15 protein-coding genes are annotated in these 15,694 nt (G+C 65.2%); 9 read left to right on the top strand and 6 right to left on the bottom strand.

What is annotated here, in order from left to right:
* The first annotated feature begins 92 nt into the window (after positions 1–92).
* Entirely contained in the window at positions 93–1,358 is a 1,266-nt protein-coding gene (gene lysA / locus ACE10X_RS39865) for a diaminopimelate decarboxylase (protein WP_038386688.1), read from the top strand.
* Between the two features lie 308 nt (positions 1,359–1,666).
* On the opposite strand, the gene ACE10X_RS39860 is transcribed toward lysA, so the two are convergent.
* The 3 genes from ACE10X_RS39860 to ACE10X_RS39850 form a co-directional block, all read right to left on the bottom strand.
* A complete protein-coding gene (locus tag ACE10X_RS39860; protein ID WP_038388997.1) occupies positions 1,667–2,704 on the bottom strand; it encodes an IS110 family transposase in 1,038 nt (345 codons plus the stop codon).
* A gap of 202 nt (positions 2,705–2,906) precedes the next feature.
* On the bottom strand, positions 2,907–3,818 hold the full coding sequence (locus ACE10X_RS39855) for an NAD(P)-dependent oxidoreductase (protein WP_038385324.1): 912 nt from the start codon (positions 3,816–3,818) through the stop codon (positions 2,907–2,909).
* A gap of 97 nt (positions 3,819–3,915) precedes the next feature.
* Positions 3,916–4,296 carry a carboxymuconolactone decarboxylase family protein gene (locus ACE10X_RS39850; RefSeq protein WP_050629459.1) on the bottom strand — a complete coding sequence of 127 codons (381 nt, stop codon included), beginning with the start codon at positions 4,294–4,296 and terminating at the stop codon, positions 3,916–3,918.
* A 172-nt stretch (positions 4,297–4,468) separates the two neighbouring features.
* Between ACE10X_RS39850 and ACE10X_RS39845 the strand changes: the two genes are divergently transcribed.
* The 4 genes from ACE10X_RS39845 to ACE10X_RS39830 all read left to right on the top strand — a co-directional run bounded on the left by ACE10X_RS39845 (position 4,469) and on the right by ACE10X_RS39830 (position 9,614).
* Complete coding sequence (locus ACE10X_RS39845; protein WP_038385322.1) at positions 4,469–7,087, top strand: TIGR02302 family protein; 2,619 nt, start codon at positions 4,469–4,471, stop codon at positions 7,085–7,087.
* 324 nt (positions 7,088–7,411) lie between these two features.
* Complete coding sequence (locus ACE10X_RS39840) at positions 7,412–8,725, top strand: TadE/TadG family type IV pilus assembly protein (protein WP_244435824.1); 1,314 nt, start codon at positions 7,412–7,414, stop codon at positions 8,723–8,725.
* A 74-nt stretch (positions 8,726–8,799) separates the two neighbouring features.
* Positions 8,800–9,240, top strand: a complete 441-nt coding sequence (locus ACE10X_RS39835; protein ID WP_038385320.1) for a TadE/TadG family type IV pilus assembly protein — start codon at positions 8,800–8,802, stop codon at positions 9,238–9,240.
* Between the two features lie 65 nt (positions 9,241–9,305).
* The gene (locus ACE10X_RS39830; RefSeq protein ID WP_016845301.1) at positions 9,306–9,614 is read left to right on the top strand and encodes a TadE/TadG family type IV pilus assembly protein; all 309 of its coding nucleotides are present in this window, start codon (positions 9,306–9,308) and stop codon (positions 9,612–9,614) included.
* Between the two features lie 10 nt (positions 9,615–9,624).
* On the opposite strand, the gene ACE10X_RS39825 is transcribed toward ACE10X_RS39830, so the two are convergent.
* Positions 9,625–10,002: a response regulator gene (locus ACE10X_RS39825; protein WP_028340383.1), complete on the bottom strand. Its 378-nt coding sequence runs from the start codon at positions 10,000–10,002 to the stop codon at positions 9,625–9,627.
* Between the two features lie 37 nt (positions 10,003–10,039).
* Positions 10,040–10,906, bottom strand: a complete 867-nt coding sequence (locus tag ACE10X_RS39820) for an MJ0042-type zinc finger domain-containing protein (RefSeq protein ID WP_038385319.1) — start codon at positions 10,904–10,906, stop codon at positions 10,040–10,042.
* 181 nt (positions 10,907–11,087) lie between these two features.
* Here ACE10X_RS39820 and ftsE point away from each other — a divergent pair, with 181 nt between their 5' ends.
* The 4 genes from ftsE (at position 11,088) to ACE10X_RS39800 (ending at position 14,377) form a co-directional block, all read left to right on the top strand.
* The gene (gene ftsE / locus ACE10X_RS39815) at positions 11,088–11,747 is read left to right on the top strand and encodes a cell division ATP-binding protein FtsE (RefSeq protein WP_016845305.1); all 660 of its coding nucleotides are present in this window, start codon (positions 11,088–11,090) and stop codon (positions 11,745–11,747) included.
* Positions 11,740–12,711 (top strand): ABC transporter permease, encoded by a 972-nt coding sequence (locus ACE10X_RS39810; RefSeq protein WP_038385318.1) that lies wholly within the window; start codon positions 11,740–11,742, stop codon positions 12,709–12,711. Before ftsE ends, ACE10X_RS39810 begins: the two co-directional genes overlap by 8 nt.
* A gap of 177 nt (positions 12,712–12,888) precedes the next feature.
* Complete coding sequence (locus ACE10X_RS39805; protein ID WP_028340386.1) at positions 12,889–13,602, top strand: YdcF family protein; 714 nt, start codon at positions 12,889–12,891, stop codon at positions 13,600–13,602.
* 13 nt (positions 13,603–13,615) lie between these two features.
* Positions 13,616–14,377 (top strand): 1-acyl-sn-glycerol-3-phosphate acyltransferase, encoded by a 762-nt coding sequence (locus tag ACE10X_RS39800; protein WP_038385317.1) that lies wholly within the window; start codon positions 13,616–13,618, stop codon positions 14,375–14,377.
* Positions 14,378–14,419: 42 nt separating this feature from the next.
* On the opposite strand, the gene ACE10X_RS39795 is transcribed toward ACE10X_RS39800, so the two are convergent.
* On the bottom strand, positions 14,420–15,643 hold the full coding sequence (locus ACE10X_RS39795; protein WP_038385316.1) for an ABC transporter substrate-binding protein: 1,224 nt from the start codon (positions 15,641–15,643) through the stop codon (positions 14,420–14,422).
* Between the last annotated feature and the right edge of the window lie 51 nt (positions 15,644–15,694).

The raw sequence follows: 15,694 nt of genomic DNA, 5'->3' as shown, positions 1-15,694 counted from the left end.
AGCATGATCCGGAAAAGTGGAAACCGGTTTTTCCTCGCGACAAACGCGGAAGGCGTTTGCGCGGAGATCATGCTCAAACAATCTAGCGTGTCATGAACCATTTCGACTATCGCGACGGCGTGCTGCATGCCGAGGCGGTCAATCTCATTGAGCTGGCGCAGGCCGTCGGCACGCCGTTCTATTGCTATTCGACCGCGACGCTGGAGCGCCACTACCGCGTCTTCACCGAAGCCTTCGCCGGCGAGAAGGCGCTGGTCTGCTACGCCATGAAGGCGAACTCCAATCAGTCGGTGCTCCGCACCCTGGCCAAGCTCGGCGCTGGCGCCGACGTGGTGTCGGGTGGCGAACTGAAGCGGGCGCTGGCGGCCGGGATTCCGCCCTCGAAGATCGTGTTCTCCGGCGTCGGCAAGACCGAGGGCGAGCTGCGCGCCGCGCTTGCCACCGACATCCTCTGCATCAATATCGAGTCCGAGCCGGAGCTCGAGATGCTGTCGCGTCTCGCGGTCGAGATGAAGAAGACGGCCCACATCTCGGTGCGGGTCAATCCCGATGTCGATGCCGGCACCCATGCCAAGATTTCGACCGGCAAGTCCGAGAACAAGTTCGGCATTCCGATCGCCCGCGCCCGCGAGGTCTATGCCCGCGCGGCAAAGCTGCCGGGCATCAAGGTCACCGGCACCGATGTGCATATCGGCAGTCAGATCACCGATCTCGGGCCGCTGGAGGTCGCTTTCCGCCTGCTCGCCGAATTCGTGCAGACGCTGCGCGCCGACGGCCACGACATCTCGCATATCGATTTCGGCGGCGGCCTCGGCATTCCCTATTACATGGATCGCGCCGCGCCGCCGGCGCCGGACGCCTATGCCGCGATGGTCAAGCGCGTCACGCACAATCTCGGCTGCACGCTGATGTTCGAGCCGGGCCGCATGATCGTCGGCAATGCCGGCATCCTCGTCACCCGCGTGATCCATGTGAAGCCGGGCGATGCCAAGAACTTCGTCATCATCGATGCCGCGATGAACGACCTGATCCGGCCGACGCTGTATGAGGCGCATCACGATATTCTGCCGGTGCGCCAGCCTGCGCCCGGCACCCCGACCATGATCGCCGACGTGGTCGGCCCGGTCTGCGAGACCGGCGATTACCTCGCGCTCGACCGCTCGCTGCCGCAGCCGAAGGCCGGCGATCTGCTGGCGATCATGACTGCCGGCGCCTACGGCGCGGTGCAGTCCGGCACCTACAACACGCGGCCTCTGGTGCCCGAAGTGCTGGTCAAGGACGACCAGTACGCCGTGGTCCGCCCGCGCATCGACGTCGACGCCCTGATCGCGATGGACAAGCCCGCGCCGTGGCTGTGAGGCACTGGCGTGCCGCATCAATGGTGTCTTCCTGGCGAAGGCCAGGACCCATATGTGGACGGCCCCCGTGGCACAAGAGCTGTTTGGTGAGATCGGATCGCTGGCATCCATATGTCCGGCCTGTTGGGTGCGATCGAATGGATCGCTGGCCAAGATGGTTTGCGCGATGCGAGTTCCAAACAACCACGCGGCCTTTTGACGGCCGATGGGTCCTGCGGACTGTCTCGCATCGTTGCTCGATCGATCGCTCCATCTGCTCTTGCAGCTCCGGGTCGGCTGACGAGCGAGCCCGCCGGCCGGCCAATCGATTAGGCGGCGGCTGTCATGGGCTTGATCCGTGCCGCCTCGTAACTCTCGCCCGTCGCCATCAACTTCCAGGCGATACGGGCTACTTTGTTGGCAAGCGCCACGGCCGCAAGCTTCGGCGGCTTGCGCTGGATCAGGGCCAGCAGCCAGCGCGAGTGATGACCGCGTCCCCGCCTGGCCTGCTGGATCACCGCTGTGGCCCCGATGACCAGCAGACGGCGCAGGTCCTCATCGCCCGCCCGCGTGATCTTGCCAAGCCTGGTCCTGCCGGCGGTAGAGTGGTCCTTGGGTGTCAATCCCAGCCAGGCCGCAAAATGACGACCAGAACGGAACGCGTGCGGATCAGGTGTCTTCATCACCAGCGCGGTTGCAACGATCGGACCGACCGAGGGGATCTCAGCCAGGCGCCGGCCCGTGGCATCGCCGCGGTGCCAAGCCATCAGCTTGGCCTCAACCGCCTTCAACTCACCCTCGAGCCTGGCGCGCTCCCGGCCCAGCACCACAAACAGCTCGCGCGCCAGGGTGGGAAGCGTCTCGTCCTGCGCAATCCGCGCCAGCAGTGGCTCGATCGCGTCCAGTCCTTTGGGTGCGATCAGGCCATACTCCGCCGCATGGCCGCGGATCGTATTGGTCAGCTGGGTGCGCCGGACGATCAATCCGTCGCGGACACCCATCAGCATCAGCGCAGCCTGCTGCTCGGCCGTCTTCACCGGCACGAAGCGCATGCTCCGCCGGCTCATCGCCTCACACAGACCTTCTGCATCCCGCCCGTCATTCTTGTTCCGCATCACGTAGGGTTTAACCAATTGCGGTGCCATCAGCTTCACTTCGTGACCGAGCTTGGAAAGCTCCCGCGCCCAATGTTGCGAAGCCCCGCAGGCCTCCATCCCGATCACGGTCGGCGGCAATTTGGCGAAGAACTCCAGCACCTGTTTGCGCGACAGCTTCTTGCGCAGCACCACCTGCTCCGCCGCATCAACCCCATGCAGCACAAAAATATATTTCGACGTATCAATCCCAATGCGGATAATCTGGTTCACGGACGGCTCCCATGTATGAGATCTAGACAACCTCATTCTGGCACACTGATGCCGTAGGGGGCCGTCCACACCATCAACCACCGCGCTTGATTGTTGTACTGAGCTGGGGCCCCAGCTCAGCTAACCACGAAGTCCTGTGGTTATGGGTCCCGGGTCGCGCTTCGCTTGCCCGGGACGACGGCGTTCACTTTGTCGAGAACCTTTACTTCGCAGCGTGCGCGCCGCCCTTGCCGCCGCCGACGATCACGCCCGCCGCCTTCTCGATCGGCTTGATCGCGGCGGTGAAGTCCGAATCCGGTCCCTCGTCGCGGATGATGACTTCCCAGAGCCGGCCGACCGCTTCGGCGACTTCCATCGAAAGCCCGAGCGAACGCATTTCCTCGACCGCAAGCCGCACGTCCTTCACCATCAGCCCGGTAGCGAAGCCGAAGTCGAAGCTGCGCGGCAACACCGAGCGCGGAAACTTGTCGCGGCTTGCAGTGTTCAGCCCGGAGCCGGCATTGATGACGTCGATCATCACGGCCGGATCGAGCCCGGACTTCACGCCCATCACAACCGCCTCCGAGGTCGCCACCATCGCGGTCGCCGACAGGAAGTTGTTGGCGAGCTTCATGGTCTGGCCGGAGCCCGGCTTGGTGCCGATGAAGAACACCTTGCCGATGACGTCGAGCGCGCCCTTCACCAGTTCGAAGTCGGCCCGCGGGCCCGACACCATCACCGCGAGCGTGCCCTTCTCGGCGCCGGAGACGCCGCCGGAGACCGGGCTGTCGATCTGCACGATGTTCTTCTTGGCCAGCAGATCGTTGATCTTCACCGCCATCTGCGAGCCGACGGTGGAGAGGTCGATGAAGCGTTTGACGCGCGTGCCCTCGATCACGCCGCCCGCGCCGGTCGCGACCTCGAGCGAAGCCTGCAGCGAAGGCAGGCTCGCCATCACGGTCTCGACGCGGTCGGCGATGTCCTTGGGCGAGGTTGCGGCCACCGCGCCGAGCGCAACCAGTTTGCCGAGCGCGTCCTTGCTGGTGTCGAACACGGTGAGCTTGTGGCCGGCCTCGATCAGCCGGCGCGCCATCGGGAAGCCCATCTTCCCGAGGCCGATGAATCCGATTTCCATGAGTCGTTTCCTCTAGGTCGTTATGTGCGGAGTGCGCGCCCCTCATTCAATGTCGTCCCGGCTTTCGCCGGGACGACGATGCGGAGGCCACAGCGCCTCACGCCTTGTCGAGTTCGGCGAACACCTCGCGCGCGATGCGGAAGCTGTCGACCCCGGCCGGGATGCCGGCATAGATCGAGACCTGCATGAAGATCTCGCGGATCTCGTCGCGGGACACGCCGTTGGTCAGCGCGCCCTTGATGTGGGCCTTCAATTCGTGCGGCCGGTTCAGGATCGAGATCATCGCGAGGTTGAGCATGCTGCGGGTCTTGCGCGGCAATTCCTCGCGGCCCCAGACCGCGCCCCAGCAATATTCGGTGACGAGTTCCTGGAATGGCTTGTTGAAGCTGTCCGAATTCTTCAGCGCATTGTTGACATAGGCTTCGCCCAGCACCGCCTTGCGGATTTCGAGCCCCTTGTCGTGCGTTTTTTGGTCCATATCGCGTTCCTCATGCGTTAATGCGATGGTTCGGCCGGGACGTTACGGGGTCGCACCGCCGCAGTCACGCCTTCGTGTTATGCGTATTTCCCGGTGTGGGTTACGCCTTGGAACGGGTGCCTCAAAGCCGCCGCCGTGCTAGGCTGACCTGCCGGCTACCCCGGAGATTTTATTGAGCGGAGCCAACATCGATCCCTCTGACCCGTCACGCGCCGTCCGCGACAGCGATGCGGTCGCGCGGCTGAAACTGACAGAGGCTCTGCAGCGGGCAAGGTTCGCGATTGCGTGGGAACGGGCCTGGCCGCATCTGGCGCGGTTCCTGACGGTCGCAGGATTGTTCCTGGTCGCGTCCTGGGCCGGCCTGTGGCTGGTGCTGCCGTTTGTCGCACGCGTGGCCGGCGCCGGCCTGTTCGCGATTGCCGCGCTCGCGGCGCTGTCGCCGCTGGTGCGCTTCCGCTGGCCGAGCCGCGAGGAGGGCCTGAGCCGGCTCGACCGCGGCGCCGGCATCCGCCATCGCCCGGCGACCACGCTCTCCGACACGCTCACCAACAAGGACCCCTTTGCGCTTGCGCTGTGGCAGGCGCAGCGCGAGCGCACGCTGGCCTCGATCAAGCGCATCCGCGCCGGGTTGCCGCGGCCGCGCGTCTCGCTGCACGACCCCTGGGCGCTGCGCGCGCTGGTCATCGTGATGCTGGTCGCGAGCTATGTCGCCGCCGGCGACGAGCGCGGCCTGCGGGTCGCTTCCGCATTCGACTGGAACGGCATCATGGCGCCGGCCAATGTCCGGGTCGATGCCTGGGTGACGCCGCCCAGCTACACTGGCAAGCCGCCGATCATCCTGTCGAACGCCAACAAGGACGCCAACGCGGCCGACACCACCCCGCTCGCGGTTCCGGCCGGCAGCACGCTCCTGGTGCGCTCCAGCGGCGGCAGCATCGACGTCGTCGTCGGTGGCGGCGTCACCGAGGTCGCGCCGGACGGGCAGGCGCCCAAGGGTACCAACGAGCGGCATTTCAAGATCACCGGCGACGGCACCGCGCATGTCCGTGCGCCGGCCGGCCAGCCGCAGTGGAAATTCACCGCGACGCCGGACCGCCCGCCGTCGATTGCGCTCGCCAAGGATCCGGAGCGGCAGGCACGCGGCGCGCTGCAGATGTCCTACCGGCTCGAGGACGATTACGGCGTCAGCGAAGCGCGCGCGCAGTTCGCGGCGCGGCCGACCGATGCGCCGAAGGAGGCTGACGGCAAGAAGGATGCCGACGGCAAGGCGGCGCAGCCGCGGCCGCTGTTCGAGCCGCCGCAATTCGCGCTGGTGCTGCCGAACGCGCGTACCCGCAACGGCGTCGGCCAGACCGTGAAGGACCTCAGTGAGGATCCCTATGCCGGCGCCGACGTGACCTTGACGCTGACGGCCAAGGACGAGGCCGGCAATGAAGGCAAGAGCGAGCCGTTCAACATGCGGCTGCCGGAGCGCCTGTTCACCAAGCCGCTGGCGCGCGCGCTGATCGAGCAGCGTCGTATCCTGGCGCTCGACGCCAACCAGAACGGCCAGGTGTTCGCCGCGCTCGAGGCGCTGATGATCGCGCCCGAAATGTTCATGCCGGAGACAGGCCACTATCTCGGCCTTCACACCGTGAGCCGGCAGCTCGAGGCGGCGCGCACCGACGACCAATTGCGCGAGGTCGTCGCCAGCCTGTGGTCGCTCGCCGTCACCATCGAGGACGGCAACATCTCCGACGTCGACAAAGCGCTGCGCGCGGCGCAGGACGCGCTCAAGCAGGCGCTGGAGCGCGGCGCGACCGACGAGGAGATCAAGAAGCTCACCGACAATCTGCGCGCGGCACTGGACAATTTCCTGCGCCAGATGGTCGAGCAGTTCCGCAACAATCCGCAGCAGCTCGCCCGGCCGCTCGATCCCAATGCCAAGGTGCTGAGCCAGCAGGATCTCAAGAACATGCTCGATCGCATGGAGCGGCTGTCGCGCTCCGGCGACAAGGATGCGGCGCGGCAGCTGCTCGAGCAGATGCAGCAGATGCTGGAAAACCTGCAGATGGCGCAGCCCAATCAGGGCGACGACGACATGCAGCAGTCGCTCAACGAACTCGGCGACATGATCCGCAAGCAGCAGCAATTGCGCGACAAGACCTTCAAGCAGGGCCAGGATTCCCGCCGCGACCGCATGCGCGGCAAGCAGGGCGAGCAGTCGATGGGCGACCTGCAGCAGGACCAGCAGGCGCTGCGCGACCGCCTGAAGAAGCTGCAGGAAGAGCTCGCCAAGCGCGGCATGGGACCGGACCAGCGCGGCCAGAAGGGCCAGAAAGGTCAGGGTCAGAAGGGCGACCAGGCGCAGCAGGGCGATCAAGGCGGCGACCAGGGCGATGACGGCGATGATGGGCTCGACCAGGCCGATTCCGCAATGGGCGATGCGTCCGGGCGGCTCGGCGAGGGCAATGCCGACGGCGCGGTGGATTCGCAGGGCCGTGCGCTGGATGCGCTGCGCAAGGGCGCCCAGAGCCTCGCCGACGCGATGCAGCAGGGCGATGGCGACCAGCCGGGCGACAGCCCCGGCAACCGCGCCGGCCGCCAGCAGAGCGGCGGCAACCAGACCGACCCGCTCGGCCGTCCGTTGCATGGCCGCGAATTCGGCGACGACTACACGGTGAAGATCCCCGGCGAGATCGACGTGCAGCGCGTCCGCCGCATCCTCGAAGAGCTGCGCCGCCGCCTCGCCGATCCGTCGCGGCCGCAGATCGAGCTCGACTACATCGAGCGCCTGCTCAAGGACTATTGAGGCCTGCGCCTCGACCTCGACTGTCGTCAGCCGCGAAAGCGGGTAACGGCATTCAAGAGACATCAGCGCTTGAATCGAACGGCCGTTGCAACCTGGATGCCGCGCTTTCGCGGGCATGACGCGAGATCTGCACGACGGCTGTAAGCCGGCAGACGTCAGCTTCCGCGGGCGACGCACCTCGCGTTCCAATCGGTGCGATGGGGTCCGCGGGCCGTCCGCCGGTTTCGCACAATTTCATTAAAATTGCAGGGTTCCCGTTGGCGCGCATTTAAGTCGCTTGCGTCACCGTACTCCGGAAAATTGGCAAGCGTCTCAGGAGAGCACATGAGGCACAGCCGTTTATTCATTGCATCGTCAAGTCGGCCATTGGGTATTACTCGCCGGCACCAACGGAAGACCAGCCTGTTTCGACACTTTGTTCGAGACCAGTCGGGCAGCTATGTCATTATTTCAGCGCTGCTCATGCCGGTCCTGGTCGGCACGGCAGGGCTCGGTACCGAAGTGGGATGGTGGTACTACAAACATAAGAACATGCAGAGTGCCGCCGACTCCGGCGCGGTAAGCGCCGCAACGGCCGCAAGTGCAGGCGCCGACCTCTTGTCCGAAGCCAATGCGGTCACGGCAAACTACGGTTACGCGAACGGGGCGAACAACGTCACGGTCACGGTCAATCAACCGCCGAAAACCGGCACTCATACGTCGAACCTGCAGGCGATCGAAGTCATCGTGAGCCAACCGCAACAGCGGTTGTTGTCGGCCCTCTTCGGCTCGGCCCCCGTGCCGGTCACCGCGCGCGCGGTCGCCCTGCCGAATTCCGGGACGGGCTGCGTGCTTGCGCTCAACGCCAGCGCCAGTCCTGCGGTCAACGTGAGCGGCGGCAACCAGCTCAACCTGATCAAGTGCAACCTTTACAGCAACTCGGGTGCAAGCCCATCGCTCAACGTCGCCGGCAGCGCGACCGTCTCCGCGAATCAGGTCGGCGTCGTCGGCGACGTCTCCGGCACGAGCAACATCACCGCCACCAACGGTGTCAAAACGCACATGCAGCCGATGGCCGACCCGTATGCGAACGTCTCTCCGCCATCGAAGCCGAGCTGTTCGAACGCCAAGATCACGGTCAATTCCAACGGAAAGACGAACTCGCTCAGTCCCGGCTGCTACTCGGGCAGCATTACGGTGAATGCCGGCGCAACGCTGAACCTCGATCCGGGCATCTATTATCTGGACGGCGCCAATCTGAGCGTCTCCGGGAACGCCACGATCACGGGCAGCGGCGTCACCCTGGTCTTCACCGGCTCGGGAAGCAAGTGGGGCACGGCTTCGATCGGCAGCAACGCGATCATCGATCTGACGGCGCCGACCTCGGGCTCCACGAAGGGCATCGTCATGTATGGCGACCGCAACATGCCGGCCGGGACTGCCTTTAATCTCACGGGTGGCGGCACCCAGAACTTCGGCGGCGCCATCTACCTGCCGAAGGTCAACCTCAGCTTCAGTGGTGGTAACGGCACCAGCACATCCTGCACCAAGATCATCGCGGATACATTGACGTTCACGGGCACGTCGAACGTTCAGGTCAATTGTTCGGCACTCGGCACCGCGACGATCGGCTCGCAGACCGCGCAACTCATCGAATGAGGTTGGCCCCGATGCAAATCCAGAAATCCTCACCCACGAGCCACGGCGGGTTGCTTTGCTCTCTGACACGGCGCGTGAGCGCCGCCGTTCACGACAGACGCGGCGTCGCGGCGATCGAATTCGGCGTCATGATCCCGTTGCTGTCCCTGATGGTCGTCTCGGTGACCGACATCGGGCTCGCGCTCTATCGCAAGATGCAGGTCGAGAATGCGGCGCAGGCGGGAGCGCAATACGCCATCGTGCGCGGCTTTGACGAGACTGGCGTTACCGGCGCCGTGACAGCCGCCACGAATTCCACAGCCATCAGCGCTTCGCCCAAGCCGTACCAGTTTTGCGGATGCCCGACGAGCGCGGGGGTCAGCACCGTCAGTTGCGGCGCGGTCTGCCCCAGCGGCGCGCAGGCCGGAACATATGCCATGGTTTCGGCGCAGGGGACGTATTACACGCTGATCAATTATCAGATCGTGGCGGCCTCATACACCTATAGCGCCCAGTCCACTGCGAGGCTGCAGTGAAACTCACAACGTTATGGCGGGACAATCGCGGGGCCTCCGCGTTGGAATTCGCCCTGACCGCTCCCGTGTTCTTCCTGTTCATATTTGGCATCATCGAATTCGGACTGCTGTTCTGGACCCAGCTCGGGCTGCAGCACGGCACCGAAATGGCGGCGCGTTGCGCGACCGTCAACAGCACGCTCTGTCCAAGCGGCAGCGCCATCACGAATTACGCCGCGCAGCAGGCGTTCGGCCTTACACTGCCGGCGCAGACATTCACCTATTCCACGTCAGCCTGCGGCAACGTGGTCAGCGCGAGTTATGCATTTCAATTTGCACAATTTCTCAATCTGTCCCCGGTGACGCTGACCGCCCGGGCATGCTTTCCGAGTTGAGCTCGTAACCCTAGCTGGCCTTCCGCGCCGCCAGCGCGTCCGCGACTGCGGTGCGGATATCGGCCACCGAGAACGGTTTCGTCACCACGTCATGCACGATCGCCTCGAGGCCGGAGGCGCGCTCGCGCTGATGGGCGAAGCCGGTCATCAACAGGATCTTCAACGCAGGGAAGTCGCGCGCCGCGGTCAGCGCCAGCGCGATGCCGTCCATCACGGGCATCTGGATGTCGGTGAGCAGAAGGTCGAACGCGCCTTCGTCGCGCGTCAGCACCTCCAGCGCCTCGGCGCCGTCCTGCGCGGTCACGGTTTCGTGGCCGTCCATGGCGATGGCGCGCGCCACCAGCGAGCGCATCGAGTCTTCGTCGTCGGCGATCAGAACACGCGTCATGGGGATTGGTCGGTTCCCGATGGAGTTGGCCGGCGGCTCACGCGCGGCTGCCGGTGAGATCACGCTTGTTGAAGAAGCGTACGTCGATATTGCGGCCTTCGGGCGGCGGCGAGGCGAGGCGCGACTTGAAGAAGGCCCGCTCGCCGGGATTGAGCACCGGCTGCTCCAGCACGGCGTTCCAGGCGTAGATTTCGGCGCCCTGCGCGTCGCGGACCGAGAAGCGCAGCCGCGGCAATTCGACCGGCTTCCTGGTCTGGCCGACGATCATGCCCTCGATCACCAGCACCGGCTTGCCGTCCACGGTCTCGTTGGTGATCTTGAGATCCTTGAAGGCGAGCCCGCGCAAATTCACGTCGAGCCCGGCCATCTTGTAGAACAGCGCGGTCTGCGGCAGCAGCCGCACCACATCGTTGCGCCAGACGAACAGCGCGATGACCAGCGCGGCCATGGCGCCGCAGGTGGTCGGCAGGGTGCCGATCACGGGCATGAACGGAATTCGGGGCAGGGCGGGCAGGCGGAACAGGCGGGGGAGCCGGGGCAGGCGGAAGCGCCCCCTGGTTCCGGCGTCCCCGGCGTCGGCATGGGCTGCGGCATCCGCCTCGGCCAGCGCCGGCCATTCCAAGGCTGCGTCGCTGCCCTCGGTGGGCAAATCGGCCGAAATCGAGGGGCTCTCGACCACCGGGGTCGCGTCAGCCTCCTCCCGGCCCATGGCCTCCCATTCGGCGGCGAGATCGGAACCGGCGGACTGATAGGCCAGGGTGGGCGCGGTCGCCCCGATGGCGTCCTCCGGCCGGGCCAGCCAGACCTCCCGGCAGCGGGAACAACGGACGGTACGTCCGGCCTCGCCCAAGGTGGCCGGATTGATGGCGTAGGATGTTGTACAATGCGGGCAAACAATATGCATGGAGGCCGAATCTCCACCGTGTGGATGCCCGGATGCTACTTAGCGACCGTTAACGAATCGGAAACCATAACCGAAGCACAAGCTTTCTGTGCGGTTCGCGGACGCTCGGCCGAAGTTCGGGCCGTCTTCGCCGTCGGTGTGGGGTATTGGGCCATCGGCCCTGTCGAACGGAGCTAGCGCATTGGTTCGGTTCGAAAATGTCGGTCTGCGCTACGGGCTCGGCCCGGAGATTTTGCGCGACCTCTCGTTCATGATCCCGGCGCACTCGTTCCAGTTCCTCACCGGGCCGTCGGGCGCGGGCAAGACCTCGCTGCTGCGACTCCTGTTCCTGTCGTTGCGGCCGACCCGCGGGCTGGTCAATCTGTTCGGCAAGGATGTCTCGCTGCTGAGCAAGGACCAGGTCGCCGACCTGCGCAAGCGGATCGGCATCGTGCTGCAGGATTTTCGCCTGCTCGATCACATGACCACCTATGAGAACGTCGCGCTGCCGTTCCGCGTGATGGGCCGCGAGGAATCGAGCTATCGCCGAGAGGTGATCGATCTTTTGAAATGGGTCGGCCTCGGCGAGCGCATGGATGCGCTGCCGCCGATCCTGTCGGGCGGCGAGAAGCAGCGCGCCGCGATCGCGCGCGCGGTGATCTCGCGGCCGCAACTGCTGTTGGCGGACGAGCCGACCGGCAGCGTCGATCCGACGCTCGGGCGCCGCCTGCTGCGGCTGTTCATCGAGCTCAACAAATCCGGCACCGCGGTCATCATCGCGACCCACGACATCACGCTGATGGATCAATACGAGGCGCGGCGGCTGGTGCTGCATCAGGGACGGCTGCACATCTATGAATAGGAGCGGCGACGAGAAAGTGTCGTTGGTCGATCTCGGGCGCGAACGCCCGCAGGTCCCGGCCACCGCGCGCAACATGTCGCCGATCGTGCCGCGCGCCTCGATCTCGGGCCGCGCGCTGGTCGCGGTCGTCGCGATCATGACCTTTCTCGCCTCGCTGACGACAGGCACCGTGCTGCTGGTCAGCGCGTCGGCCGCCGAATGGCAGTCGGAAGTGTCGAGCGAGATCACCATCCAGGTGCGCCCCTCGCCGGGCCGCGACCTCGATCGCGACGCGCAGGCGGCGGTGGAGGCGATGCGGGCGCAGCCCGGCATTCTCGAGGTCCGTCCGTTCAGCAAGGAGGAATCCGCCAAGCTGCTGGAGCCGTGGCTCGGCAGCGGGCTCTCGATCGAAGAACTGCCGGTGCCGCGCGTCATCGTGGCGCGGGTGCAGCCCGGCACCACGCTCGATCTCGCCGGCTTGCGCGCGCGGGTGACGCAGGCGGCGCCGACCGCAAGCGTCGACGATCACCGTGCCTGGATCGAGCGCATGCGCTCGATGACCGGCGCCACGATGTTCGCCGGCGTCGGCATCCTCATCCTCGTGATCATCGCCACCATCATCTCGGTGTCGTTCGCGACCCGCGGCGCGATGGCCGCCAACCGCCCGATCGTCGAGGTGCTGCATTTCGTCGGCGCCGGCGACAGCTTCATCGCCAACCGCTTCCTGCGGCATTTCCTTCGGCTCGGCCTCCAAGGCGGGCTGATCGGCGGCGGTGCGGCGATGCTGGCGTTCGGCTTCTCCGAATCGATCGCCAACTGGTTCTCCGGCACGCCGGTGGGCGACCAGTTCGCGGCCCTGCTCGGCACGTTCTCGCTGCGTCCGTCGGGCTATCTGGTGCTGGCGATGCAGGCGGTGCTGATCGCGGCGATCACCGCGTGGGCATCGCGGCGCACCCTGTTCGCCACGCTTGACGACATCGACTGACGGCGCCGCGAAAACTCGAAAGCATGGCGCCGCCTCGTGATCGCATTTCGTCGCCCGCATTTCGTCGCCCAGGTGTGATTTCGCGCGCATGCACGCGGCCCTGGCGGAGGGGAAAACCGATTTCCACTTTTCCGGATCATGCTCTAAAATCCCCCGGGGGAAGGATAACCGCATCACATGAGTTTGCAGTCCGACGATACGTCGCCGAATGGCCTTGCCGCGCGCCCGCGCGGCTGGCTGCGCGCCGCCATCGTCGCGCCGCTGGCGCTTGCCTTCGTCGCCGCGGCGGTCGGTTTTGTCGGCTTCCTCTCGCAATTGCGCGGCGTCGAGACCGATCCGCCGCACAATGCCGACGGCATCGTGGTGCTGACCGGCGGCTCGTCGCGGGTGTCCGACGCGATGGAGCTGCTCGCCGCCGGCTACGGCAAGCGCCTGTTGATCTCGGGCGTGCATCCGACCAACGACGCCCACGACATTTCCCGCTCGGTTCCGGACAGTCAGGGGCTGATGCGCTGCTGCGTCGATCTCGACCGCTCGGCGGTGAACACCCGCAGCAATGCGGCGGAGACGCGGCGCTGGGCGCGCGAGCGCGGCTTCAAGTCGCTGATCGTGGTGACCTCGAACTACCATATGCCGCGGGCGCTCGTGGAACTGTCACATGCGATGCCCGATGTCACACTGATCCCGTTCGCGGTGGTCGGCGACAAATGGCGCGACGAGCCGTGGTGGACGAGTGGCGGAACGTTCCGTCTCTTGCTATCGGAGTACGCCAAATATGTCGCCGCGGAGATGCGGGTGCGGCTGGCCGATCTCGGCCTCGACCTGACCTCCGATCTCGCCGAGCAGCCGGCAACGCCGCCACCCCGCCCGGCTACGGCGCTGGCGAATTAGTACTGGGACTTAGATGATCTTCCTGCGTTCGCTGATCTTCAACGTGGTGTTCTATCTGGTGCTGGTGGCGCTCTGCATCATCGCGCTGCCGGCGCTGCTGCTGCCGCGCGGCGCGCTGATGGCGATCGAGGCCGCGTGGGCCAACGCCAGCCTGTTCCTGATGCGCGTGATCTGCAACATCAGGGTCGAGTTCCGCGGCGTCGAGAAGATTCCGAGCGGGCCGCTGGTGGTCGCCTCGAAGCACCAGTCGTTCTGGGAGACGTTCGCGCTGGTGCGTTTCTTCGAGCATCCGCTGTTCATCCTGAAGCGCGAGCTGATGATGATCCCGGTGTTCGGCTGGTACCTCAAGAAAGTCGGCATGATCTCGGTCGAGCGCGGCGGTGGTCCGCGCTCGCTGATTAAGACGCTGAAGCGCGCGGCGGCCGAGGTGAAGCTCGGCCGCCAGCTTGTGATCTTCCCCGAGGGCACCCGCACCGCGCCCGGTGCGGCGCCGAACTACAAGGCCGGCGTCGCGCAGATCTATGCCGAGAGCGGCGTGCCGTGCCTGCCGATCGCGCTCAATTCCGGGCTGTTCTGGCCGCGCCGCACCTTCATGCGCTATCCCGGCACGCTGGTGGTCGAATTCCTCGATCCGCTGCCGCCGGGATTGTCGCGCGATGAGTTCATGACCCGCCTGCGCGACCAGATCGAAACCGCCACCACCCGCATCGTCGAGGCCGGCCGCGCCGAGCAGGCGAAATTGTTCGGCGGTGTGCCGAACGCAGCGAAAGAGTAGGCCGCGATGCGGTGAGTTACCGTATCGCGAATGGCGTCGCCATCACTGACCGGCCGCCGCGTCGGTGTTGAAGGTCTCGCCTTGCGGCACCCAGCTCTTCCCGTCGAACGTCGCGATCTGCATCTGCGTGAACGGCGCATAGCGGTCCGGCCGCGTTGAGATGGCGATGCCGGGCAGGAGCAGTGGCGCGACGACCTTGTTGAGGTTAGTCGCCTGCTTCAGCAGGTTCTCACGCGTCAGATCGTCGCCGCACATCTCGATGATTTTCACCGTCATGTAGGCCGAGATGTAGCCGGTGACGTTGCTGCCGTCGGCGATGTCGCCTTGCGGATACCACTTCGCCAGGAAATCCTTGAACTCCTTCACATCGGCCGCGTTCTCCCAGCTCGGATCAGTGGGCGTCTTGAACGCCAGCGCGGTCAATAATCCCTTCGAGGCTTCGATGCCGGCCGGCTCCATAACGCCCTTGATCGATGAGGAGACGCTGACCACGTAGTTCAGCGGTTTCCATCCGAGCTCGTAGACCTTGCGGATCGCCTGCGCGCCGAACTTGGGCGTCGCCATCGTGAACAGCGTGTCGGCGCCGGATGCTTTCAGGGAGACGATCTGCGAGTCGACCGTGGGATCGGAGACCTCGTAGGTCACCTCCTTGACGATCATCGTCTTCGCCTTGTCGCCGAGGCCATCCTTCAGCCCCTTGACGTAATCCTTTCCGGCATCATCGTTCTGGGAGAACACGCCGAGCCTCGCGTCGGGCTTGTTCTTCAACAGGTATTTGGCAAAGATCATGCCCTCCATCTGGTAGGGCGGATAAAGCTGGGTGGTCCACGGGAAGTTCTTCGGGTCGTCCCATTTGGCCGCGCCGGTCGAAATGAAGATCTGCGGGACCTTCTTCTGGTTGAGATACTTCTGGATCGCTGAATTGGTCGGCGTGCCGATGGTGCCGATGATTGCCAGGACCTCGTCCTGTTCCACGAGACGTCGCGTCTGCTCCACGGTCTTCGGCGGCGAATAGGCGTCGTCCAGTGAAATCAGCTTGATCTTTCGGCCATTGACGCCGCCCTTCGCGTTGATCATCGCGTAGTAGGCCTCTTCCATGCGCCCCTGGGTGCCATAAGCGGACGCTGGACCGCTGTAGGGCATGGTCTGGCCGATCTTCACTTCAGTGTCGGTGACGCCGGGGCCGTATTTCTTGTCGGCGAACGCCGGTTGGGCGGCAGCAAGTGTGAGCGCGCAGAACAATGCGCCTGAGTAACGAAGCGTCATGGCGAATCTCCCCAAATATCGGCCACACTCTTCGGTGTGTGCCGCAGGCAC

It is taken from the genome of Bradyrhizobium sp. Pha-3 (assembly GCF_042258325.1).
Taxonomy (GTDB): Bacteria; Pseudomonadota; Alphaproteobacteria; order Rhizobiales; family Xanthobacteraceae; genus Bradyrhizobium; species Bradyrhizobium elkanii.
Note: the sequence above shows the minus strand (reverse complement) of the source record. Positions and strands in the feature narration are given on the sequence as shown.